Origin of the sequence: Acinetobacter geminorum (assembly GCF_013009345.1) — a bacterium.
Classification (GTDB): Bacteria; Pseudomonadota; Gammaproteobacteria; order Pseudomonadales; family Moraxellaceae; genus Acinetobacter; species Acinetobacter geminorum.
Genome location: NZ_JABELE010000002.1, coordinates 231,460 through 253,653, shown reverse-complemented (window position 1 = coordinate 253,653; position 22,194 = coordinate 231,460). Strand labels below are relative to the sequence as shown.

Below are 22,194 nucleotides of genomic sequence, written 5' to 3'. Positions count from 1 at the left end.
AATGTAATAAAATGTTTGATCTTTAAACAAAAAAGTTGATTTTTATACATAAACCTTAACATACCAATTTTTATCTATGTTAAGTTAAAGCTAAGTTTTAATAATAATCTCCAAGGCAATAGACCTGAAGAAGAGAGGCTAACATGAACCGTGTTATTGCGTGTATTGACTCATCACCGTGTATTAATGCTATTGCTGATGCAGCAGCATGGGTTGCTAAAGCGACCGGACGGGAACTTGTATTATTACAAATTCTGGACTATTACCCAGCCAGTTACCATCTTGGTGAAATTAGTGGGGTAATCGGCTTTGAAAGCAATGCAATGCTGCTAAAAGAGTTAGCTGAGCTAGAGCAAAAACAAAGTGAACTCGCGTTAGATTATAGTAATAATTTACTCCGCCATATTTCTGATCTTATTCAAGAAAAACACGGAATTACTAGCTCAAAAATTCAAGAAAAAGGTGATTTTTTAGAACAAAGTTTTAATCTCTTACATGAAAATGACATCGTTATTTTAGGTCGAGTCGGGGAAAGAGCAGCCGAGAAACACAAACCAATCGGTAGCAATGTTGAAAACTTCATCCGCGGTGCGAACTGTACTGTTTTGACCATTGGTGAAAACTTTAAAGTGCCAACACGATTTATCTTTGCTTATGAATATTCGCCAACTTGTCAAAAAATGATGCGCCGTATTGCCCAAAGTGACTTATTGCGAACACTGCAATGTCATTTGGTATATGTAGGTGATCATCCAGAAATATTAAATGAACCAGAACATTATCTTAAACAAGCGGGTCTAGATGTAGTCACCGTTTACCGTTATGGTGATGTTGCACAAAATATTTTAGAGTACCAACAAGAACACGGTATTCAAATCATTGTGTTAGGGGCATTTAGTCATAGCAAAATTCATCAATTCTTCTTGGGAAGTATTGCGACAACCATATTCCGAAACGCGACTGTACCATTACTTGTGGCTAAATGATGAGATTTGCATATAGTTATCCGCAAATCTTGTGGATAACTATATGGAAAAGCAACAGTAATAAAAGTAATTAATTGATTATAAATAATAAAATAAAAAAGATGATTTTTTAACCATTATTTCACAATTGCAATTGCGAAGCCATCATGACCTTTTGAGCCAACTGTTTGTAAGGCTGTACAAGACAATATTTGCGGATGATTTTCTAAGGCTTTAAACATTTCACGGATGCCTTCAATACTCGGTTTTTTATTGTCAGGATTTAAAATATCACCTGCTCGAATTACATTATCGAGTACGATAATCGTACCTGATCTTGAGAATTTCAGACTTAATTCTAAATATTCAGGATAACCCTGTTTATCTGCATCAATGAAAATAAAATCAAAAGGCTCGATAGATTGAGGATCGATCGCAGAAAGGATATCTGCAGCACGGCCAGCTCGAAGATCAACTTTTACAGGAAGATTGGCATGATCGATATTTTTTTGTGCCATTTCTGCATGAGTAGCACGGCCTTCTATTGTGAGTAAATAACCATCTTCAGGTAAGGCACGACCTAACCAGATGGTACTGTATGCAGCAAAGGTTCCGATTTCTAAAACTCGTTTGCATTTATTCATTTGAATAAGCATCTGCAAGAACATACCTTGGTTAGGAGCTACTGCAAGATGATTTGAAAAGCCGTGTTCGTCGGTATTCTTTAATGCATATTCGAGTCGCGGGTCTTCGGGAATTAAATGTGAATCGATATATTGGTCAATGTCTGTCCACATCTGCTGCATAATCAAATTTACCTATATGTTGATCGGGCTATTTTAAACGTTTATGCATAGAGTGCAAAAATCTTCGTTTCAAGAAATTTTGGTTGATTGGGAAATGTACAATAAAAAAACTCCTTTCAGTTGAAAGGAGTTTTTTATTAGAAATTACACATCGAACTGTTTCGGGTGAGGTCAGGGCCCCAAGTACGATAGCCTTGAGTATCAATATGAATTTGCCCGGAACTATATAGACCAATACCCATATTTAAGCTTTGACCATGCTGAGCCCAGAACTGACAAAGTTTAAACTTGGTATTTTCGATAAATGCATAATCTTGAGCTTGTGGGAACTCAGGACCAATACGGAAATCGATTGCCGAGTTAAATAAATGTTTAGATGAGCTTGCGCCACCTGCACATTCATTTAAAGGTAAATCTCGGTAAACCGAAGTCACTTCAAAGTCGGTAAGAACTTTTGCTGCAACTAAATATTTAAATACGCGTAGGGTAGATAAAGAATTTCCCCATAATTCGCGATTAGGTACAGCATATTCAGAGCGGCCACATTTTTGCCAATCACGTGCTGAACGTAATAACTCAAAGCTTGGTACAATGCCTGCAACATTATTTCGGGTTAAGAATTTTTCGTATTCACGAACACGTTGGTAATTTTCACCAGAACTTAACCAACTTCGATAAGATGCAGGCTCAACTTTAGGGGGAATTGGGCGCTCGATAATAACGCGCTCTTGTGGAATAAAGATTCGTTTACCACTTGGAGAGGTTTTGCCTGTTGTTGTGTGTTGGGGAGAGCTGACACAACCTACCATAACCGCTGGGATTATGCATAAGGGCACCAGACTCTGCAAAAACTTCCGCATAAGAAAAATTAAGCACTTATAAATATTGCAGGTATTTTAATGCAAAACAGTGCACAAATTACGAGGAATTTGCAATGAAATGTTTGAATAGGGTATAAAAAAAGATCAGCGATTGCTGATCTTTTTGAAATTACTTTTCAAGATATTGTAATTTATCAGGTTTGCCGTTCCATTCTTCACGGTCAGCTGGTTGATCGCCAATTTGAGTAATGTTAGGCCATTTTTGAGAAAGTTCAGCATTTAATTCAATAAATACTTCTTGACCTTCAGGTAGCTCATCTTCAGAGAAAATTGCATTTGCCGGGCACTCTGGTTCACATAATGCACAGTCAATACATTCATCCGGATTAATCACTAGGAAATTCGGACCTTCGTAAAAACAGTCTACAGGACAAACTTCTACGCAATCTTGGTATTTACATTTAATACAATTTTCAGTGACAACAAAGGTCATGGCGACAGCTACCTAAAAAATATGGTTTCATTTCGAATAGCTTATTTTAGGCAAAAAAGGGGTAAACAAACAATTGCTTTTATTGATATTCTTTATTCATGCATATGAAGATAAGTTAATATGTTGATAATCAAACAGATCTTCTATGGTGAATAAAGCGTAATCTATAAAATCAAAATAATAATATATTTTATAAAACAATAACTTAAAAAATATTTTATTTAATTATTTAGATGTCATTTAAGTCAAGGCATCTATTTTATTAAACGCCTTAACTTTTTATTTTTTCTTTTACAAATTTTGATTTATGGTTTTTTTCCTAAAAAAACTTAAATTTTTAGAGCTAAAGCTTACATAGTAAATGGATATCTTCAGGTTCGAGCTGCCAAAGTTGTTGATCTGGAGCACTTAACGGTTGCGCGCCATGTTTCATATAGAAGTCCACAGTGCGTCGACTTGGGGTTGCTGAAATATACAGTTGGTCTGCACCGAGTTGCTTGGCTGACTCTTTTGCGGCTTGCATAAGCTTAGCGCCAATGCCTTGACCTTGTTGGTTTGCATCGACATAGAAATAGTGGAGTAATTTTGCTTGGGGGTAATTCGCTATAAGTTGATTTGAGACTACGCTTATACCAACGAGCTTTTCAGAAGCATCAAATGCACCGACAAATATTGAACCTTGTGCAAAGAGTTGTTTGAGTTTAGGTGGGTCATTTTCTAAATGATATGAATCCCAATTTTGTACATCAAAAAAACAATCAACCAATTCTAGCTTTTGCTGTTTTTGTATGTAGTTTTGAGTGATTAATTCACGGCGGCTAATGTGCTGCCAAATAAGATCGATTTCTGAATTTTGTAAAGATCTTAAGATCATATAAATATTATTCTCCGATATGAATAAGCAGACCTAAGCCTGCTTATTCGGAATTACTTTATTAAGATTTGAGTGCAGCTTTTAACTCGTAGAGTTGTTCAAGTGCCTGACGAGGCGATAAGTTATCGACTTCAATTTGTTTAAGTAAATCTAGAGCAGGGGATGAAACTTCAATTTCGACCACTTTCTCTATGATTTGTGAACCAGAGTTTGCATCAGGTGGAGCAAACAAATCATTTTGAAAACTGGTTTGTAGATGTTGTTGCTGCTGTTTTTCTAAAATGCGTAAACGCTTCTGCGCTTCTTTAATAACATTGGCAGGAATACCCGCTAATTTTGCAACTTGTAAACCATGACTTTGACTTGCAGGGCCTTGTTGAACTTTATGCAATAAAATCAGATTGCCATTCAGTTCTTGCGCCGTGACATGATAGTTATCGATTCCTGCTTCACTACCAAGTTCGGTCAACTCAAAATAATGAGTCGCGAATAAACATAAACATTTTACGCGCTTGGTTAAATCGACCACACATGCCCATGCTAAAGATAAACCGTCATAGGTACTGGTTCCGCGGCCAACCTCATCCATTAATACCAACGACTGGTTGGTGGCATGATGCAGAATTTGCGAAGTTTCAGTCATCTCGACCATAAAGGTTGATTTGCCTGTAGATAAATCGTCGGCTGAACCAATACGTGTAAAAATTCGGTCAATTGGACCAAGTTTGACGGCTTTCGCCGGAACATAGCTACCGCAATAAGCAAGTAAACTGATTAATGCTGTTTGGCGCATGAAGGTTGATTTACCGCCCATGTTTGGACCGGTAATAATTGCCATGCGGTGCTGAGCATCAAGGAAAGTGTCATTTGGGGTAAATGGTGCTTTATTTAATGCTTCAACGACAGGATGACGACCTGCCTGAATTTTAATGCCCGTTTCCGGAGTAAATTCAGGGCGCGCCCAATTGTTTAAACGTGCTTGATGAGCAAAGTTTGCAATGACATCAATTTGAGCAATTGCTGAACTCATCATTTGTAGATGAGCGATATTTTCGCGAAGGTTTTCAAGCAAAGCTTCGAATAATGCTTTTTCACGTGACAGCGCACGTGACTCGCTCGACAGGACCTTATCTTCAAAACTCTTAAGCTCAGGGGTAATGTAGCGTTCAGCATTCTTTAAAGTCTGACGACGAATATAGTCGGCTGGCGCTTGTTCTGCTTGAGCACGAGTGAGTTCAATGTAGTAACCGCTTACACGGTTATAGCCGATTTTAAGGGTATTAATGCCTGTACGTTCACGCTCTTTAATTTCTAGATCAATTAAGAATTGACCTGCATGATCACGAATTTGGCGTAATTCATCAAGCTCAGCATCATATCCTTCTGCAATTACATTGCCATCACGAAGTAATACCGGTGGGTTTTCAACAATAGCTGCCATTAAATGCTGATGAAGCGCTTTGAAGTCTCCAAGTTCTTCATCTAGTTGAACTAATAATTTAGATTTCTTCGCTTGAATGACTGGAGTTAACGCCGTTCTTAAAGCTGGAATTTGTGCGCACGCATGACGAAGTTGCACCAAATCACGTGGTCGTGCACTGCCTAGCGCAACCCGGCTAAGCACACGTTCAATATCACCAATTTCTTTAAGCACTAACCGAACTGGGTTTTCGTGATATCCCTGAATGAGTTGTTCAATCGCATCTAAACGAGCATCAAGCAATGCAGTATCACGCACAGGTTGCATGAGTGTGCGGCTTAATAGACGGCCACCCATTGCAGTTTGGCAGTCATTTACCAGTTGAAATAATGATGTTCCGTGTTCAAATAATGGCTCGATAATTTCTAAGTTGCGACGTGTAATTGGGTCGAGCGCAATAAAGTCAGTACTTTGTTCAAGTTGGATTGAGTGAATATGTGGTAATGCAGTTTTTTGGGTTTCTTTTGCATAGTGAATAAGTGCAGCGGCAGCAGCTTTGGCCAAAGGTAATGGGTCTAAACCAAAACCTGAAAGTGTTGATACCGTAAACTGGTCACATAAGGTTTTTTGTGCATTATTTAGGTTGAAGTCTACATTTGGACGTTTAGTAACAGGGCAATCTAAATGCTTTTTAATTTGTTCAATAATATTGGTGTCGACCAAGTCTTCATCAATCAAGATTTCACTTGGCATTAAACGCGCAAGTTCAATAGGTAATTGTTCTGGCTTGTAATCTTGTTGTTGAACTTTAAAAATGCCCGCACTCAAGTCGAGTAAAGCAAAACCGATCTGGTTTTGATGAATGCACAATGAAACGAGATTAGATGATTGATAACTGCTGAGTAATGCATCATCAGTTAATGTACCTGGGGTCAGAATACGAACAACTTTACGTTCAACAGGGCCTTTGCCTGTTACTTCTCCAACTTGTTCGCAAATGGCTACCGTGCGCCCAGCTTTAACAAGACGCGCCAAATAACCTTCTGCCGAATGATAGGGAACACCTGCCATTGGAATAGGTCGGCCACTGGCTTTGCCACGATGGGTTAAGGTAATGCCTAAAAGTTTGGCTGCTAAATGAGCATCTTCAAAGAAGAGTTCATAAAAGTCACCCATACGGTAGAACAGCAACGCATGTTGATAGTCCGTTTTAACTTTGAGATATTGCTGCATCATAGGTGTGTGAGAAGATAAGTCAGCCATGATTTCAGCGCTATTCATGCGTATTAAACCCTTAAAAAATCAGTAATATTTTACGTTTGGTCATCTAACCAATTTCAAGTCTTTTAAAAATGAATGTCATTCAAGAAAAGAACACAACTGGATGAACTTTGAAAATTGGCATCCATAGTATAAAGCGAATTGGAGTCACTCCAGATGTGTAATGGTAACAAATTTGAGTTATTGAAAAAAAGAGTAGTGAAGCTCTGAAATATAAGACCAATAAGTTGACTTCAAATTGTGGCTTAAGTGGTCTGAGGTCAAGTTTTTTTCAACATACTTAAGCAATATGGTTTGCGTAACTTCAATCAAATACTGAAATATGTTGAATCAGCGTATGAATTGCCTACGTCAGTCATTGTCTTGTGCAAAAGTATGCTGAATATAAATAGAGGAGTCATTCATGGGTACGCGTTCAACCATTATGGATACCAATAGCTTTCGTCCAGAACATGCTGCTGAGCTGGATCATGCTACCCGAAAACTGACAGATAAAAGAAATAAAATTTTAGGTGAGTCCTATCGCTTGTTTTATCGTAATCCCGTGCATCTGGTGAAAGGTCAGGGGCAATATTTATGGGATGCAGCAGGTCATCAATATCTGGATGTTTACAACAATGTTGCCAGCATTGGTCATTGTCATCCTGCGGTCATTGAAGCGGTGAATGAGCAAATGAAAATGCTCAATACCCATACCCGTTATTTACATGAAAATATTTTGGATTATACCGAAGAACTCTTACAAACCACTCCCGATGAAATTGACCGTGCCATGTATATGTGTACAGGTTCGGAAGCGAATGATTTAGCGATTCGTATTGCCCGCGAATATAGCGGTGGCACAGGAATTATTGTGTCTCAAGAAGCCTATCATGGGACCAGTAGTTTAACCTCAGGATGTTCTCCAGCACTTGGAACTGAACAACCTTTAGATGATACAACTCGCCTAGTTCCGGCACCTGATTATTATCGGATTCAAACTGATGATTTAGGTGAATGGTTCGCACAGCAGATTCAACAGCAAATTGACGATATGAACGCAAAAGGCATCAAGTTTGCAGGTTTTTTAGCGGACTCCATATTTTCTTCTGATGGTGTGATGCCTAATCCTGTTGGGTTCTTACAAAAAGCGGTTGATGTCGTGCATGCCAATGGGGGAATCTTTATTGCTGATGAGGTACAACCGGGTTTCGCTCGCACTGGCGACGCTTTCTGGGGCTTTGGCCGTCACAACGTTGTTCCTGATGTAATTACCACAGGTAAGCCAATGGGTAATGGTGTCCCTGTGTCAGGGCTTTTAGCTAAGAGTGAAGTCCTTGCTGCTTTCAGCGATAAAATTCCATATTTTAATACCTTTGGCGGTAATCCTGTTTCTATGGCGGCGGCACAGGCTGTACTTAAAGTCATTCAGGAAGAAGAATTGCAAACCCATAGTAAATATGTGGGAGGGCTACTTCTAAAAGAACTCACTAAGCTTATGGACAAACATGAAGTGGTGGGTGATGTCCGTGGCGCTGGTCTGTTTATAGGATTTGAACTGGTTAAAGATAGAGGCACAAAAGAACCGAATAAAGCATTGGCTTTGAACCTTATTGAAGAGCTCAGAAATACTCATCGAGTTTTAACCTCAGTTGCAGGTCCTTATGGCAATGTATTGAAACTGCGCCCACCTCTGGCTTTCCAAACAAAAGATATCGATTGGTTAGTCGGTGCTTTAGATCAAGCCTTAACAAAATTAAAGTAAGACCTTCTATAAAAAATACCCTTCAAGTTGGATGTTAAATCTAATTTGAGGGGTATTTTATTGTTAATATCTTATGCATCTTTAGAAGATATCTTGAATTACTTAAATAATAAAAGGCCTTTATTCAAGGCCTGTATTTGTGATGTTTTAGTGTCTTAATTGACGGGGTGTAACACCAAACCAGCGTTTAAACGCACGAGACAATGCGCTTACTTCTGAATAACCTAATAAGAATGCCATTTCTGAAATTGGAATATTTTTCTGTTTAATATAATGCTCGGCCAACTCACAACGGACCTGATCGACTAAATGGGTAAAGGTCAGTCCTTCAGTTTTTAAACGGCGGGTAAGGGTGCAACTACTTAAACCAATATCATGAGCGATTTTTTCAAGGTTTGGTTCACCTTCACTGAGTTCAAGTTGTATGTGAGAACGGACCTGATCTGCAAGACATTGACTTGGTGAAGCGCGATTGAGTAGGTGCAATGTATCTAGAATCACTGTTAATAAAATAGAATCACGGCCCGGCATAGTATGCTGGACGTCTTTTTTTGAAATGATGATGGAGTTAAAAGGCTGATCAAAATAAACAGGCGCATTAAATAATTTGCTATGTTCTTGCCAGAATTCAGGTCGAGTATGCTCAAAGTGAATCGCGCGTGGTGAATAATGAGGACCCATCACTTCACGGATCACATTCATAAACATGCCCATAGTCAGTTCTGCATCTTGGCGACGAGTTAAAATCGCGCCGTGTTGAACCTGATAATCTATGCGCCAGCTATCTCCTAAATCGACCATTCGATTGAGGGTATCTTTCTGATGCAAATAAAAGTTATTGGTCATGTTCATGAGTGCAGACTCTAATGTGTTTGAGCAAAGACCGATGTAACCAATAAGCCCTAATGATTTCGGTTGAAACTGTTGACCATAATGCAGACCAAAATTATCACAACCTGAAACCAATGCCGCCTGTTCTAGCACCTTGCAATAATTGGGTAGTTGTAAGCTCAAAGTTGGGCTGACTAGAAGTTCAGGATTAATACCACTAATTCCTAAAACACGATCAACATCTGCACCTTTTTGATGAATAAACTCGCTTAATCCAGAGGCGGCTGCAGACAATACACCTTGATTACACATATTTGAATCGACAAGATGAGCTGGATTGAGATGTAACATGTCAAGTCTCATGATATTTATTCCTAACTATTATTATATTAAGCAAAAGCCATACCAGTTTTTGCTTACGTCCATGATTTTGTGTGGTTAAAAGTATTTATAAAATAATGGTTTATGTGTTGCTGTTTTAAGTTTCAGGTTTGATTCTTTAAGAAGATATCTTTAGGTTGGGTAGCGAACTAAAAGAAGGCAGAAAATGCATTAGAGATAGGCAAAAAGGGCAGAACTAAAACAAGAAATTAAGCAGCTTCTCATGCATACAACATGTATTGTAGGCATGAGAAAATAAGTGAAATACTAATTTTTTGTAGTTTTTGCCGTTTGCGCACCATAACTTAAACTGGCCATTGAAGGTCTAAATTGACCTGTATTGGCATCGCGGCCCTGTAGTAAAAACTTAGTATTGGCTTGACCATAGCCCTGTACAGCCTGCTGAGAAAACTTGCCGATATCTGAACTTGGGCTGCGTAATCGATTAATAATCAGAACCTTCTGAGTCGTTGCAAAATCTTGCATCATATTTTGATCGCCTTCACTGTCACCTGCGATAAAAATTGGTCCGTAACCATATTTAGAGATTAAAAAACGCTGGATGGTTGCAGTTTTGCCTTTACCTTGAGTTTGCGCATAGCCATGACGAAACTCAGGTAAAATTCGATTTTGTGCATCTCGTTCTAACTCCATGGCGTAGGCATTTTTTTCATTAATGTTATAGCCAATCTCTGGATTAGAAATAATTTCCTTAATCACATCAATAAAAGATGCCGAACAGACATAGACATCAATGCCATTATCCTGAAAGGCCTTAAATAGATTTTGCATTTCACGGTATGGTCTTAAACCATTTTCCCAAGTGGTTTTCACAACGCCTGCTTGACCCGAAAGTGCAGCGGGAGAGGTCCATGTCACGGGTCCAATCGGTTGCTGCATTTGCCAAGCCACCGTTGCTTTCACCAAATTACGGACTTGTTGTTCGGTAAGCCCAGTAAATAAATAAGTGACCCACGGATATGCAACTTCATGGTCAAACGTGTCTCCAATCGCCGCATATAGATATCTCATTTTAGTAATGAAATCGAGATAATGCGGATCTTGTTTAATTTGATCCAGACTTTGCTTACCTTTTAGACCGCTATAGTGGTGATAAAGCCATGTATAGCTGGCAATAATATCTGGGGCAATTTTATCAATATTGACAGCTTGGCCTTGCTGGTTGTTGTAGGCTGCTTCAAAATTTTGCGAGCTGATTCCTTTACGAATAATCTGATTAAGCTGCTCTGGCGTGACATTAAATGCTAAATGTTCAAGCTGATAAATTAACGTTGCTTCTTCGATGTCTAAAAATACCGAAGTATTGTCAAAGTCAGTGACAATATATGGGCGTTTTTCAGGGTTATAGTTAGGGCTATCTTTTCCATAGGTAGCAATTAATTGATTAAGTTGGTCAAAGTTAAAAGCGTCCCATTGACCTTTTTGTATATATTCCTTTTTGGGAATAGCGACTGCGGGAGATGTATTTTGTATAGGGCTGTAGTTACATGCGCTTAGAGCAATCATACTTGCCAGACTACTGGTGAGTAATAGTGTTTTGGCAACTTTGCTCAGTTGATGGGTAGCTTGCATAAACCCTTCCTTTAAATTCTATAAAATTTAAAAACTAAAAATTGAAAATGAAGAAAAGCGATCTAAACCACTTTTCAAATTCCTACAGGCATTTGACCGTTTAGATATTTTTTACAAAGACGCACAGTTTCATTGGACCATTGATCACCAAGACTTTGAGCCATTTCTGTTTGTGCGTGAGAACCATTCCAAGCCATCATTTGAATGCGGCGTTGCATGATAAAAGTTGGGATCATTTCATATTCTTCAGACTGAATATGACCTACGCGCTCGTAGCCTTTTAACCAGTAATCAACCCAATGAGGTGCATTTGCATAATGTTCATTGAAGCTAATCGCAGCGGCGAGATCATGCATAAACCAGCTCATTCCGCAGTCATCAAAATCGATCACACCGATACGTTCTTGTTGTAGTAATAAATTGGTTAAACGCAAATCGGCATGAATCAGGCCATAGCGTTCTTGGGTTTTACCAAAGAAATTTAAATCTTTCGAAATTTGTACAATGGCTTCTTCAATAACGCTGTGGTCTTGTTGTCTCAAGTGAGGTGCATTTTTCCAGTTTCCCCAGTGTCCATCCGCACCGATCATGGTTTCATGATTCCACACAATACGTTGAAAGTTTTCAGGCGCTTGCCATGTCTTACTATGTACGTGCAACTTTGCGGTAATTTGCCCTAATTGCTCAAATGCAGTGGGGTCAACTTCAACAGTCGGCATATCGCCCTCAACCCAGTTGAAAAGGACTGCATAACGATAAATATCATTCGATAGTTTTAAAGTAATGACACGCTCACCTGATTGATCTGCAATCGCAACAGGAACTTGAATACCACTCGCATTTAAAGCATCTAACCATTCAAGCTCGCTTTGTATATCGAGTTTGCTGTGGTAGTTGGGACGGTGAATTCGAAGCGCATATCGGGTAGAACCAGTTGAAATCTGAAAGGTTGCATTTTCAGACTGACACAGCAGTTTGACCTGTCCTTGATATTCCGAGGGATATTGCTTAATTGCTTGTTCTGCCAGTATTTGTAATTGAACTTGGCTTAAAAATTCATTTTGTTCTACAGACATAACCCAACTCCTCAATTTAATTTTTAAACACGTTCTGTGTTGAGATGCCGTCGATCTTATAAAAGAAAAAATGAATCAACTTGACTTCAAGTGGTCGGGGAGATGTTTTGCTGTCAAGTTTTATGAATATCTTTTGCGCAACTATTGGTGTTGTAAATTTAGTCGATAAGGCAATACGACAATGAAAGAGTCAGAATTAAGCGTAGATGTGGGTGCTCTACAACAGGACGCAGAGTATTTTGCAAAACGTCAGTTAAAAAAGGGGGCAGTAGGTTGGTTACTTTTAGTGGGGCTGGGTGTTTCTTACGTCATTTCGGGTGACTTTGCAGGTTGGAATTTTGGGCTGGCACAAGGTGGCTGGGGAGGACTCTTTATTGCAACAGTCATCGTTGCGTTTATGTATCTCTGCATGAGCTTTGTAATGTCTGAGATGTCGACGATGTTACCTACCGCTGGCGGTGGCTATAGTTTTGCCCGCGTTGCATTTGGTCCTTTTGGAGGTTACCTCACAGGGACTGCGATTTTAATTGAATATGCAATTGCACCTGCTGCCATTGCCGTATTTATCGGTTCTTATTGCGAATCACTCTTTGGAATTGGAGGCTGGGCTGTTTATCTAATTTGTTATTTAGTTTTTATGGGTATTCATCTGAAAGGTGCAGGTGAAGCACTTAAAATCATGTTTGGAATTACCGCCGTTGCTTGTATTGCACTGGTCGTATTCATTGTTGCGATGCTTCCACATTTTGAAAGTGCGCGTTTATTTGATATTCCAGTCAGTTCTCATGCAGGTGCAAGTAGCTTTTTACCGTTTGGCTATATGGGAATATGGGCCGCAGTACCGTATGCCATCTGGTTTTTTCTTGCAGTTGAAGGGGTGCCACTGGCTGCCGAAGAAGCAAAAGATCCAGTACGTTCATTGCCACGAGGTTTGATTGGTTCAATGTTGATATTGGCATCGTTTGCACTTTTAATCTTATTTTTGGGAGCAGGTGCAGCGGGTTCAAATGCTTTAAAAAATTCAGGGGCACCTTTGGTTGACGCACTCATTGCTGTGTATGGTCAGCACACATGGTTAGCGAGCTTTGTTAACTTTGTAGGTCTTGCTGGACTGGTCGCAAGTTTCTTCTCAATTATTTATGCATATTCGCGTCAGATTTTTGCATTGTCACGTGCGGGATATTTGCCAAAAAATTTATCGCTCACCAATGAAAATAAAGCGCCATATTGGGCCATTATCATTCCGGGCATTATCGGCTTCTTACTTTCTTTAACAGGTGAGGGTGACTTACTCATTTTAATGGCTGTATTCGGCGCAACAATTTCTTATGTGTTGATGATGCTTTCACATATCAAATTACGTTTGTCTCGCCCTGAATTACCACGCCCGTATAAAACGCCTGGTGGAATGTGGACGTCTTGTATTGCCTTGGTTCTCGCTGCTGTTGCTGTAGTTGCAGGTTTAATGGTCAATCCAAAAGTTTGGTTATTGGCCGCGCTGATTTATGTTGGATTTATACTCTATTACTTATTATATAGCCGTCATCATTTAGTGAAAGGCACACCTGAGCAAGAGTTCGCCATGATTGATGACTAATTTTAAGTGGGTTAAAAATAAAGAGGCTTCGGCCTCTTTTTTAAGTTTTATACTTCTGTACAAAAGAATATAAAAACAGCAAGTAGTACTTACTCAAATATCATTTTAATCTGATTGATATTTATACAATATAGTTACCAGATCACACGGATATGAACTCATGAAATTTCTAAAATTTCTAACTTTTAGCACCATTCTTACCTTATCCGCACATAGTTATGCGACAGTGGGCGGTGGACAAAAAATTGAAGTATTGGGCTATCAGCAAAAAGAGAAGAAACTTTATGTATTAAGACACTATGAAGATGGTCGAGGACGTCTACCACAACTCTATTATTATCTATTAAATAGTAAATCGCCTGATAAACTGATTGAAGTTAAATCTCTCTATATCAATCCAAAAACACATAAGATTGATTATGATCAAGATAGTAGAGCATTTGATAAAGCTCTAAATAAAATTAAAAAGAATTTAACCCCATTAGTCGTAAGTAATAGTAAGATCGTAAAAATTCAAACATTAAAAACTCATCAGAATCAAGTATCGTCTTGGTTTGATCCTTCAGGAAAGATCACGCAATATAAAACAGAATATGTTGTAAAATCGCCGTCTTTACAAAGTAAGACCCATGTTGCGGTTCATTACACCAAAGCAATAAAAATTTCCCAAAATTATAGCGTGCCTAAACACAATAAGAGGTTGGTTGTCGTTAAATATCTGGGGATTCCAGAAGAAACTGGGTACGATATTGAAGACCCTGTTTTACTACTTCCTGTGAAAAAATAAGTTTAAGAGCAAATTATTTTCTTGGTTCAAAGGGGCAGCAGTAGGGCATCATTATCTAGATGTTCACAACAATATTGCTGGCATTGGTCATTGTCATTTTGCGGTCATTGGGGCGGTAAATGAGCACAAGGAAATTTTCATTTGTTAGTTAGATCGATTCATTCAAGGTCGAGTTGGTGGTCATCTTTTGTGACTTTAATTTTTAACTTCTTATATTTCCGTTTATTGGGGTCAATTGCAGAATTTATAACTTCATCTGAAAAAGCTGAACATAACATCAATTTTGCATATGCTCGGTAACCTATCAAAATTCTTCGTAGTGGATAGTCTGTTCTGGTGGAGTAATAGTCGATTCTGGAGTTCAATTCTTGTAGCAGAGTCTGCTGTGACATTGGAATAATTTCTGTAAGAGGTGTATTCAGCATATAGTGATTTATCTACTGTAAGAAGAATTATTTTGAAAATGTTATAAATTTTAGATAAATCAATATTTATATTACATATCAAAGCATTTTAGATATGCAAAATATATATTTATTCTCTTTAAATTTAAGGAGATATGCTGCAAACATAAATTTTTGATGATGCTGTAAAGATAATAGTAACAACTCTTTTTAAAGCCACAGTGCACTATGTGTTATAGTCAATTTCGATTAATTATTGGCATTAAAATGGATATCTGTATTGGCGGTATACTTGATGGGAAAAAAAGAAAAGACGATCAAAATCATTTCAGAGTAGATAGTCATTATTCTGATCATGGATCCGAATATAATAAAGAGCATTTTCATCTACATGGGCAGCTTCATACATTTTGGATAAGTGAAGAGATTGATTTTTGTGATGCACAAAGAAGAGTTGAATTAATATTAAATAAAAGATTAGAACTTGTTTAAATTAAAAATAAATATATGTATTAGCGTTTTTTAGATTCTATATGGAAAATGAATAAAACGTTTTAATTAATATGATGTTAAACAAAAGCTCTATTTAATATAGAGCTTTTGAGCTATCAATTATTTTATTCCTTTTTTTCTTCATTATTATTTTCTTTAGGGTTATTTTCTTCTTCAGGCGATTGTACGGGTTTTTCAGTTTTATCCTCATTAGGTTGAGCATTAGAATCATTTTGGTTTTGGGTGGTTTTTTTTGAAAATTCTTTGAAATCAGACATTTTAAACTTCTTAATAATAGTAAGGAAGCTTTATCGTAGGCCTTTAATTCGCTTACATTGCGGTGATTATGAGAACTCTATGTAGAGATATGTGCGTAAAAGTGCTTAATTCTCGACATAATGTTTCTTTGAATCAAATAGACTGTTGATATATAAGTGGAAGAAAATTTTAATCAAATACAAGAGTTAACATATAGCTAGAGAGCTATTGTTTTTAATGGTTTTTTGATAATTATAATTTATTTAAATATATTATTTTAAGTTCTTAAGTGGAGGAAATATTTTTAACTAAAGTGGGGGATTCGATCTGTAAATATATTTATACAACATAAAGATACAGTTTTACATGCATACTCAATCAAATTAATTAAAAAATGAGGGAAATATGGATGATGAAATGAAAAAATATTTTGATGTGGCTGAAAGTGTTTACAATAATATTCACTTTAAAAATCAGTCCTCTAAGGATTTAATTGACTGTCTGAATAGACTGTTAATTGAAATTAAAAAAGAAGCAGCTATAAACAATTTACAATTAAAATATCCTGTTATTGATTTTGAAAGTTGTTTAAATAGGCCAATGAAAGAGCGTATTGTTAAAATTGATTTAAGCCTTCTCCCTAATTTTGATAATGAACATGAATTTATTCTTTGGTTGGCGGGATTTGTAAAAAGTATTTCTGTATCTAGAAGTTATTATTTTTAAAAGTGTGGTGTGATAGCAAATAAAATAAATATTTTTTAAATATGTTGTATAAATATTTATTTGGCGTATACTGGGTTTAACTAGAAAAAAAGACTTATTAGTAAATCCTCTTTTAGTATCGTAGTTTTATTCATAATCCTTCGTTTTTTTAAGATCTTAAACTCAATTTGTTATTATTTTTTTCAAAGTTTAATGAGTCATGAAATATGGCTTTATATTATTAAAAATCAAAGGATATATTATGTCTAATACAGCAATCGGTACAGTGAAATGGTTTAATGAAACCAAAGGTTTTGGTTTTATTCAACAAGATACAGGCCCAGACGTTTTTGCACATTTTAAAGAAATCAGTAGCTCTGGGTTTAAAACCTTATATGAAGGTCAACGTGTTAGTTTTAATATAGCTCAAGGACAAAAAGGTCTTACAGCTACTAATATTATTGCCCAATAATATTTTAAAAATAAAAAAAGCATCTTAGGTGCTTTTTTTGTTTTTAGTATATTAATCATAAAGATAATTTTAAATAAATTAAAAATATAAATTATTATAATGATAAACAATAATATCATATTCAGATACACTTGCATTGTATCTATATAAAGGTAAAAGGACTATGTTAACTAAGTGCTAGATAATCATCTACACAACATTAAATAGGAGAGACTCTAATGTCTCAACAAAACCAAGTTAAAAGCGATCAAGACAAATCAAAAGAGCAACAACAGCAACAGCAAGATGGTAAAGAGTTTGAGCCTAAAAGCCCTGATCAAAATGCTGTAGAAAAAATGGATCAAAATGATAAAAATGAGAAAAAATAATAATATAATAAATTTATTTTTTCTTAAATGATGGGTTGGTCGAAAGAATAATGATTCTTTTTGCCAATTTATAAAATTAAGAGGAATGTTTTTAATATGTCTTTTATTATAATAATTTTTATTTTGTTTGTTTTTGCTTATATTTTGTTTAAAGTTTTTTCTAAAGTTAGTCTAGAACTTCCCGAAAGTACCCTAAAAATAGCTGGTAAAATATTTACAGAGAACAAAAACTTTTTTGAGCATGAAATAATTGTAACTTTATACCAAGAAGAACTGATAACTTTAGTCGGTAACCAAAGTGGTGGTAGGACTAAGGTTTTTAAAAATGCTGTAATATGCCTAGAAAAGGAAACAGATAAAATTGCTGTCTATATAGATACTTTAAGAGTTGGATATCTTAATAAAATAAATGCCTCAAGTTTTGTTAATTTTTTAGAAATAAAAGGTTTCAGTGATAAGGATGCTTTTGAGGTTGATGCAGTTATAATAAGTGAAAAATCAAGCAAATGGAGTGTGAAGCTAGATATACCGTATGATATGAAAAAGTTTAGATTTGATAAGTATTAATTTTTAATGACCATTTAATTAACGTTGCTATAAGATATATTTTGGAACACTTTTTTTAGTATTTAAAATATAAAAAGGATCATAATAATTATATCAATAATAAGAAGGTCAAAAGAGATGGAACTTAGAGCCGTGAAAATGCATAAAATGTTTAGAGATTTTCATGAAGAAAAGGAACGTGGCTATATAGGGGAATATGATGAAAAACATAACCTTGTAGCAATATATAATACGTTTAAAGAAAAAATGCAGAAAATAGAAGGAACTTATCAATGGGTTTTACCTTCATCGGGTGAGGTATTTTTTGTTGAGGAAGATCCGCTATATAGTCGTTAGTGAATTCCAACCTCTAAATTAAGTAACTAAAAACACCTCTTTATAAACCCCAATTTAACAATAACTTATTTATTATTTAGCCCTACTTTTTTAATGATCTATTTTAAAACAAATGGCATTTTGCGTGCTTGACTGCAATAGGACAGAGCACTATCCTTTGCCTGCTGGCCACATTGCCAGTCGGTTTTGACGAACCGTTTTCACACGAGTATCAGAATTATTCCTTCTGAGGGATAGTTTTGTGCAGCCCTTCGTCTCCCTCTCGTAGCGGTAGGACGGAAGGGGGACACCCTCGGGTGTGCTGGCCTCGTGTGACCAGTTCGTCAACCCTCTTTCGTTCTGCCACCATAATTTTAATTTCTGGCAGAACTCCCAATAAAAAGGAGTTGGCTTTGTACATCCATTATTTCTTGGCGGCCCTTGCCATAAGCTATTACGACACAGCTTAAACGTTTAAAGCAGTTTGATCACCCTAAGGTTTTCAAACTTTAAATCGTCACGACCAAAAAACTTACTCAACAATAAAACTTGAGATGTGCCAAGCACAGTCTTTATAGGCTTTGCTGTGCCTTTTTTTCTCCCAGAAAGGGCACAGGTTTTTTTTTATCTCATTTATATACAACAAGAATTTTTATAATGGTAAAACTATGCCAAAGTTAGTTCTCTCAACACGTGCTATTCAAGTTATTAATACGTCGATTGATTTATTTCAGCATCACGGCTTTCATACGGCTGGGGTCGACAGAATTGTTAAAGAGTCAAAAATTACTAAAGCGACCTTTTATAACTTTTTTCATTCAAAAGAGCGGTTTATTGAAATCTGCCTAATTGTGCAAAAAGAACGTTTAAAAGAAAAAGTGGTTTCAATTGTTGAATACGACCAAGGCTTAAGCGTGAAGGAAAAACTTAAGAAACTTTATTTCTTACATACTGATTTAGAGGGACTGTACTATTTATTGTTTAAAGCCATTTTCGAAACTAAAAATAGCTATCCAAACGCTTATCAAACTGCGGTGAGTTACAGAAAATGGCTCATTAATGAAATCTATAGCCAGCTTAGAGCACTCAAAAGGGATGCGATTTTTCAGGACGCCAAGCTATTTTTATATATGATTGAAGGCACAATTATTCAGCTTTTAAGTTCAGAACAGAAAGATGAGAGAGAAAGGATGTTGGATTGTTTTTGTAGGGGTATATTTAATGCTAATAAATAATTGAAATGGAAATTACATGGCTTTTGAGGTAAATGATAAATTTACGAACCATTCACAGATTAAATTCTTAACTTATTTACAGATTATCGGTCTAATAGCTTTCTACGGTCGAGAAAACACATTGGTAACTTTCTTATAAATTCAGATAAAAAAGTTGATTATAATTGGATTCTTTAATGTGCAAATTGTACATTTATATGCTATTTTAAAATGAGAATCACATTGTTCAAGCGTAGTGTGGTCTATATTGCATGTATTATGCACGGCTCAATGCAAATGCTATGAGCTTTTTTTTGTCCTTAGTTTTGTATCGTTAGTAACATTTAAGTGGATAAACTTATGAATATCTGGAACTTTATCAAAAGTTTTCACTCTATAAACACTTATTTAATTCTTTCATTTTCTTTTCTTTCTATTGTAACAACTTATTTTTATTACATAAATCCAAAGTAGGCTGTTGGCATCTATCTCATTTTTAGAGGATTATAATTGTATAGAGCAGAATTTCCTTCTTGCTAAGTTTGAATTCAAGCTGTTATCAAAAATTATAAGGTGAAATATAAATTTATTAGTAGTCATTCTTAGAAATTTAATATAGATAACTTTTAATATCAAATAATTAAATCAAAAACTAGAACTCAACTTTAAAAAAGAAAACTAAATAAATGTTGGTGTTGTATATTTATTAATCTAATGAAAGCTTGTCATAATAATAAAATGTTGTTGCAGTTCTAGCTGATATGCGTCTCACAAGTAGCTTAAGCACAAGAATATTTCTAACCCACATATGCAAAAAGATAACTAAAATGAAATAAGAGTAAGAGTTATTGGTTAATTTGGAATAAGGTTCTGGATATGTAAGGACACTGCGTCAAAAGTAATTAAACTAAAAGCAAATCTAATTCAGATAGTGCAATTAATGAAAGACCTTGCTAAACAAGCATCTAACAAAACTAGCTTATTATTTCACAAAAAAAAGCCTACATTTTTTAAAAAAAAGCCTACAATTTAGCATACTGAAAAAGTATAATTTTATTAAATTAACTTCTAATTTTCTTTCTAATTATTGAACTGGGGAATTCTATTCTATCATATCTTGGAGTGTACATGGGTAAAGAGACATCGACTTTGGAAAATTCTGAAGAGATGATATTGCCACATGATACTGAAACTACATTAGAGCATGCTATTAATATTATGCCTGAGTTAGTTCATTGGCTCATAAAAGCGGGTGTCGGTTATACAGAGTTTTCAGCAGCACTTAAAATAGTATTTTATAATGAAGCGATTAAAGAGTTAGATGCTATTAAGCAAAAAAAGACAGACTCTGCTGTTAGCTTATTATCGGGTTTAGGTCGACGTGATGTCAGGAGTTTTTGTCAGACTCATGGTGAATACAAACTAATTAATCAAATTAATCAGCAATTACCTATTAGTGTTCCGGCTCGTGTTATAGGTCTATGGGTTGGGCAAAAGCTTCCATCTCAAATCCCATTTAGTGGAGAAGGGACAAGTTTTGAGGGCTTAGTTAAGCAAATATCTTCTGAGAAGCACCCTAAATCAATATTACTGGAGCTCAAGCGGCTTGGGTTAGTCATTGAAGAAAATGATCAAATTATTTTGCAGAATTCTAGTTTTACTCCAGATCCCCAAAAAGACGAAAGTAAACAAATATTTACTCAGAATATTTCAGATCATCTTGCAGCAGGAATTAGTAATTTAACACAAAAAACCAATTTTTTAGAGCAAGCTATCTTTGCAGATGAATTAAGTCAGGAATCTGTAGAAAAGCTTAAAAAACTAAGTTTAGATATGTGGACTTTGATGTCTAAAGCCATTCTGTCTTCGGCAATAGAGTATTGCAACAAGGATGAGGGTTCAGCTGAGGCGAATAAAAACTTTCGTCTGGGTATTTTCCAATATGATAAATAAATATTGATTCACTTTCGACTTTTGAATGTATTTTTCCAACCAATTTTTTTTAAGCCTCTCCAAAGAATCGAATATGAGACTTTATAGCCAAATCTTTGTTCAAAAGGATCTATTAGTTCACTGATCTTAGAGAAGGGTGTAGTTTTTACAAAATCTTCAAAGCTTTTTAAGTCATAAATAGAAAAGGGTCTACCAGTACGAATAAGCGGTAGTGGTTTTAAATCTTGTGTTGTTTCTTGAAGAGCAATCCATTCATCCAGTGTTGATCTAGCGATCTTAAACTGTTTACATACTTTTGTCTTATGCTGCGTTTGTTTGTAAGCAACCATTACCTTCTGGCGAAAGTCTAAAGAATATGCACGCATAGAATTTAACTCATTTCCTTATATCAAATATTTAATAAAAAGCTACTATTTGAGCTATCAAAATTTTCTATTCACATGTTACATGTTCTAGCCTTTCCTCTTTTATCTCAAATCACTAACGGAATGTACCATTATTTAAAAAATATGTACATATTGCACATATTTTTATTTTTTAGAAATTTTATACTCTTTTTATATTATAGTTTTTCATGAAAAATGATTTAATTGCACATTTTTGTTTGTTAAATGGTATTTTTATTGTTAAATTATCTTAGATTTACTAGTGTATGATTTCTGTAGAGTTCGATTCTATAGAGCATGCATATTTCTGAATGACTAAATTCTAGTTAGTTGGTTGAATTCTATAAAATTTCAATTTTATAGCGATCAATTAATACTGAGTATTTCAGTT

General features: G+C 35.8%; 23 protein-coding genes. 11 read left to right on the top strand and 12 right to left on the bottom strand.

Features of this window, described 5'->3' with window-relative positions; genetic code table 11:
* Positions 1–143: 143 nt before the first annotated feature.
* Positions 144–986, top strand: coding sequence for a universal stress protein (locus tag HJG58_RS02980; RefSeq protein ID WP_002115820.1), 843 nt, complete (start codon positions 144–146; stop codon positions 984–986).
* Positions 987–1,102: 116 nt separating this feature from the next.
* Here the strand turns inward: HJG58_RS02980 and HJG58_RS02975 are convergent, their stop codons facing one another.
* From HJG58_RS02975 to mutS, 5 genes are all read right to left on the bottom strand, one after another.
* Positions 1,103–1,771 carry an O-methyltransferase gene (locus HJG58_RS02975; RefSeq protein WP_002115787.1) on the bottom strand — a complete coding sequence of 223 codons (669 nt, stop codon included), beginning with the start codon at positions 1,769–1,771 and terminating at the stop codon, positions 1,103–1,105.
* Positions 1,772–1,908: 137 nt separating this feature from the next.
* Complete coding sequence (locus tag HJG58_RS02970) at positions 1,909–2,631, bottom strand: D-Ala-D-Ala carboxypeptidase family metallohydrolase (protein ID WP_005802595.1); 723 nt, start codon at positions 2,629–2,631, stop codon at positions 1,909–1,911.
* 130 nt (positions 2,632–2,761) lie between these two features.
* Positions 2,762–3,085, bottom strand: a complete 324-nt coding sequence (gene fdxA / locus HJG58_RS02965) for a ferredoxin FdxA (RefSeq protein WP_002051033.1) — start codon at positions 3,083–3,085, stop codon at positions 2,762–2,764.
* A gap of 343 nt (positions 3,086–3,428) precedes the next feature.
* Entirely contained in the window at positions 3,429–3,959 is a 531-nt protein-coding gene (locus tag HJG58_RS02960) for a GNAT family N-acetyltransferase (protein ID WP_170247873.1), read from the bottom strand.
* Between the two features lie 61 nt (positions 3,960–4,020).
* Positions 4,021–6,660, bottom strand: a complete 2,640-nt coding sequence (gene mutS, locus HJG58_RS02955) for a DNA mismatch repair protein MutS (protein WP_049069168.1) — start codon at positions 6,658–6,660, stop codon at positions 4,021–4,023.
* 403 nt (positions 6,661–7,063) lie between these two features.
* Between mutS and HJG58_RS02950 the strand changes: the two genes are divergently transcribed.
* Complete coding sequence (locus HJG58_RS02950) at positions 7,064–8,404, top strand: aspartate aminotransferase family protein (RefSeq protein ID WP_170247872.1); 1,341 nt, start codon at positions 7,064–7,066, stop codon at positions 8,402–8,404.
* Between the two features lie 147 nt (positions 8,405–8,551).
* Here HJG58_RS02950 and qhpR read toward each other — a convergent pair whose 3' ends face one another.
* The 3 genes from qhpR to HJG58_RS02935 form a co-directional block, all read right to left on the bottom strand.
* Positions 8,552–9,586, bottom strand: coding sequence for an AraC-like transcriptional regulator QhpR (gene qhpR / locus HJG58_RS02945; protein WP_170247931.1), 1,035 nt, complete (start codon positions 9,584–9,586; stop codon positions 8,552–8,554).
* 297 nt (positions 9,587–9,883) lie between these two features.
* The gene (locus HJG58_RS02940; RefSeq protein ID WP_170247871.1) at positions 9,884–11,209 is read right to left on the bottom strand and encodes an HAD family hydrolase; all 1,326 of its coding nucleotides are present in this window, start codon (positions 11,207–11,209) and stop codon (positions 9,884–9,886) included.
* A 74-nt stretch (positions 11,210–11,283) separates the two neighbouring features.
* Positions 11,284–12,285, bottom strand: a complete 1,002-nt coding sequence (locus HJG58_RS02935) for a phosphotransferase enzyme family protein (protein WP_170247870.1) — start codon at positions 12,283–12,285, stop codon at positions 11,284–11,286.
* Between the two features lie 181 nt (positions 12,286–12,466).
* Between HJG58_RS02935 and eat the strand changes: the two genes are divergently transcribed.
* Positions 12,467–13,882, top strand: a complete 1,416-nt coding sequence (eat, locus tag HJG58_RS02930; protein WP_170247869.1) for an ethanolamine permease — start codon at positions 12,467–12,469, stop codon at positions 13,880–13,882.
* A gap of 160 nt (positions 13,883–14,042) precedes the next feature.
* On the top strand, positions 14,043–14,669 hold the full coding sequence (locus HJG58_RS02925) for a hypothetical protein (RefSeq protein WP_216076491.1): 627 nt from the start codon (positions 14,043–14,045) through the stop codon (positions 14,667–14,669).
* A 158-nt stretch (positions 14,670–14,827) separates the two neighbouring features.
* Here HJG58_RS02925 and HJG58_RS18855 read toward each other — a convergent pair whose 3' ends face one another.
* The 3 genes from HJG58_RS18855 to HJG58_RS02910 form a co-directional block, all read right to left on the bottom strand.
* The gene (locus HJG58_RS18855; protein ID WP_216076495.1) at positions 14,828–15,061 is read right to left on the bottom strand and encodes a hypothetical protein; all 234 of its coding nucleotides are present in this window, start codon (positions 15,059–15,061) and stop codon (positions 14,828–14,830) included.
* 340 nt (positions 15,062–15,401) lie between these two features.
* The gene (locus HJG58_RS02915) at positions 15,402–15,518 is read right to left on the bottom strand and encodes a hypothetical protein (protein WP_119026689.1); all 117 of its coding nucleotides are present in this window, start codon (positions 15,516–15,518) and stop codon (positions 15,402–15,404) included.
* Between the two features lie 172 nt (positions 15,519–15,690).
* On the bottom strand, positions 15,691–15,843 hold the full coding sequence (locus HJG58_RS02910) for a hypothetical protein (RefSeq protein ID WP_081405284.1): 153 nt from the start codon (positions 15,841–15,843) through the stop codon (positions 15,691–15,693).
* Between the two features lie 385 nt (positions 15,844–16,228).
* Between HJG58_RS02910 and HJG58_RS02905 the strand changes: the two genes are divergently transcribed.
* The 7 genes from HJG58_RS02905 to HJG58_RS02875 all read left to right on the top strand — a co-directional run bounded on the left by HJG58_RS02905 (position 16,229) and on the right by HJG58_RS02875 (position 21,417).
* A complete protein-coding gene (locus tag HJG58_RS02905) occupies positions 16,229–16,549 on the top strand; it encodes a hypothetical protein (RefSeq protein WP_032038393.1) in 321 nt (106 codons plus the stop codon).
* Between the two features lie 241 nt (positions 16,550–16,790).
* Positions 16,791–17,000 (top strand): cold-shock protein, encoded by a 210-nt coding sequence (locus HJG58_RS02900; protein ID WP_014206275.1) that lies wholly within the window; start codon positions 16,791–16,793, stop codon positions 16,998–17,000.
* Between the two features lie 218 nt (positions 17,001–17,218).
* Positions 17,219–17,368 carry a hypothetical protein gene (locus HJG58_RS02895; protein ID WP_170247868.1) on the top strand — a complete coding sequence of 50 codons (150 nt, stop codon included), beginning with the start codon at positions 17,219–17,221 and terminating at the stop codon, positions 17,366–17,368.
* Between the two features lie 96 nt (positions 17,369–17,464).
* The gene (locus tag HJG58_RS02890; protein ID WP_170247867.1) at positions 17,465–17,935 is read left to right on the top strand and encodes a hypothetical protein; all 471 of its coding nucleotides are present in this window, start codon (positions 17,465–17,467) and stop codon (positions 17,933–17,935) included.
* A gap of 147 nt (positions 17,936–18,082) precedes the next feature.
* Entirely contained in the window at positions 18,083–18,271 is a 189-nt protein-coding gene (locus HJG58_RS02885) for a hypothetical protein (RefSeq protein WP_014206277.1), read from the top strand.
* Positions 18,272–18,918: 647 nt separating this feature from the next.
* Positions 18,919–19,485 carry a TetR/AcrR family transcriptional regulator gene (locus HJG58_RS02880; protein ID WP_170247866.1) on the top strand — a complete coding sequence of 189 codons (567 nt, stop codon included), beginning with the start codon at positions 18,919–18,921 and terminating at the stop codon, positions 19,483–19,485.
* Between the two features lie 1,107 nt (positions 19,486–20,592).
* Positions 20,593–21,417 carry a DUF6502 family protein gene (locus tag HJG58_RS02875; RefSeq protein ID WP_170247865.1) on the top strand — a complete coding sequence of 275 codons (825 nt, stop codon included), beginning with the start codon at positions 20,593–20,595 and terminating at the stop codon, positions 21,415–21,417.
* A gap of 8 nt (positions 21,418–21,425) precedes the next feature.
* Here HJG58_RS02875 and HJG58_RS02870 read toward each other — a convergent pair whose 3' ends face one another.
* Positions 21,426–21,782, bottom strand: a complete 357-nt coding sequence (locus tag HJG58_RS02870; RefSeq protein ID WP_170247864.1) for an IS630 transposase-related protein — start codon at positions 21,780–21,782, stop codon at positions 21,426–21,428.
* Positions 21,783–22,194: the final 412 nt, after the last annotated feature.

Coding starts and splice junctions, on each gene's coding strand:
- HJG58_RS02980 (WP_002115820.1), top strand. CDS start 144: ATGAACCGTGTTATTGCGTGTATTGACTCATCACCGTGTATTAATGCT.
- HJG58_RS02950 (WP_170247872.1), top strand. CDS start 7,064: ATGGGTACGCGTTCAACCATTATGGATACCAATAGCTTTCGTCCAGAA.
- mutS (WP_049069168.1), bottom strand. CDS start 6,660: ATGAATAGCGCTGAAATCATGGCTGACTTATCTTCTCACACACCTATG.
- HJG58_RS02975 (WP_002115787.1), bottom strand. CDS start 1,771: ATGCAGCAGATGTGGACAGACATTGACCAATATATCGATTCACATTTA.
- fdxA (WP_002051033.1), bottom strand. CDS start 3,085: ATGACCTTTGTTGTCACTGAAAATTGTATTAAATGTAAATACCAAGAT.
- HJG58_RS02910 (WP_081405284.1), bottom strand. CDS start 15,843: ATGTCTGATTTCAAAGAATTTTCAAAAAAAACCACCCAAAACCAAAAT.
- HJG58_RS02890 (WP_170247867.1), top strand. CDS start 17,465: ATGTCTTTTATTATAATAATTTTTATTTTGTTTGTTTTTGCTTATATT.
- HJG58_RS02875 (WP_170247865.1), top strand. CDS start 20,593: ATGGGTAAAGAGACATCGACTTTGGAAAATTCTGAAGAGATGATATTG.
- HJG58_RS02885 (WP_014206277.1), top strand. CDS start 18,083: ATGTTTAGAGATTTTCATGAAGAAAAGGAACGTGGCTATATAGGGGAA.
- qhpR (WP_170247931.1), bottom strand. CDS start 9,586: ATGTTACATCTCAATCCAGCTCATCTTGTCGATTCAAATATGTGTAAT.
- HJG58_RS02900 (WP_014206275.1), top strand. CDS start 16,791: ATGTCTAATACAGCAATCGGTACAGTGAAATGGTTTAATGAAACCAAA.
- HJG58_RS02970 (WP_005802595.1), bottom strand. CDS start 2,631: ATGCGGAAGTTTTTGCAGAGTCTGGTGCCCTTATGCATAATCCCAGCG.
- HJG58_RS02870 (WP_170247864.1), bottom strand. CDS start 21,782: ATGCGTGCATATTCTTTAGACTTTCGCCAGAAGGTAATGGTTGCTTAC.
- HJG58_RS02895 (WP_170247868.1), top strand. CDS start 17,219: ATGTCTCAACAAAACCAAGTTAAAAGCGATCAAGACAAATCAAAAGAG.
- HJG58_RS18855 (WP_216076495.1), bottom strand. CDS start 15,061: ATGTCACAGCAGACTCTGCTACAAGAATTGAACTCCAGAATCGACTAT.
- eat (WP_170247869.1), top strand. CDS start 12,467: ATGAAAGAGTCAGAATTAAGCGTAGATGTGGGTGCTCTACAACAGGAC.
- HJG58_RS02935 (WP_170247870.1), bottom strand. CDS start 12,285: ATGTCTGTAGAACAAAATGAATTTTTAAGCCAAGTTCAATTACAAATA.
- HJG58_RS02940 (WP_170247871.1), bottom strand. CDS start 11,209: ATGCAAGCTACCCATCAACTGAGCAAAGTTGCCAAAACACTATTACTC.
- HJG58_RS02960 (WP_170247873.1), bottom strand. CDS start 3,959: ATGATCTTAAGATCTTTACAAAATTCAGAAATCGATCTTATTTGGCAG.
- HJG58_RS02880 (WP_170247866.1), top strand. CDS start 18,919: ATGCCAAAGTTAGTTCTCTCAACACGTGCTATTCAAGTTATTAATACG.
- HJG58_RS02925 (WP_216076491.1), top strand. CDS start 14,043: ATGAAATTTCTAAAATTTCTAACTTTTAGCACCATTCTTACCTTATCC.
- HJG58_RS02905 (WP_032038393.1), top strand. CDS start 16,229: ATGGATGATGAAATGAAAAAATATTTTGATGTGGCTGAAAGTGTTTAC.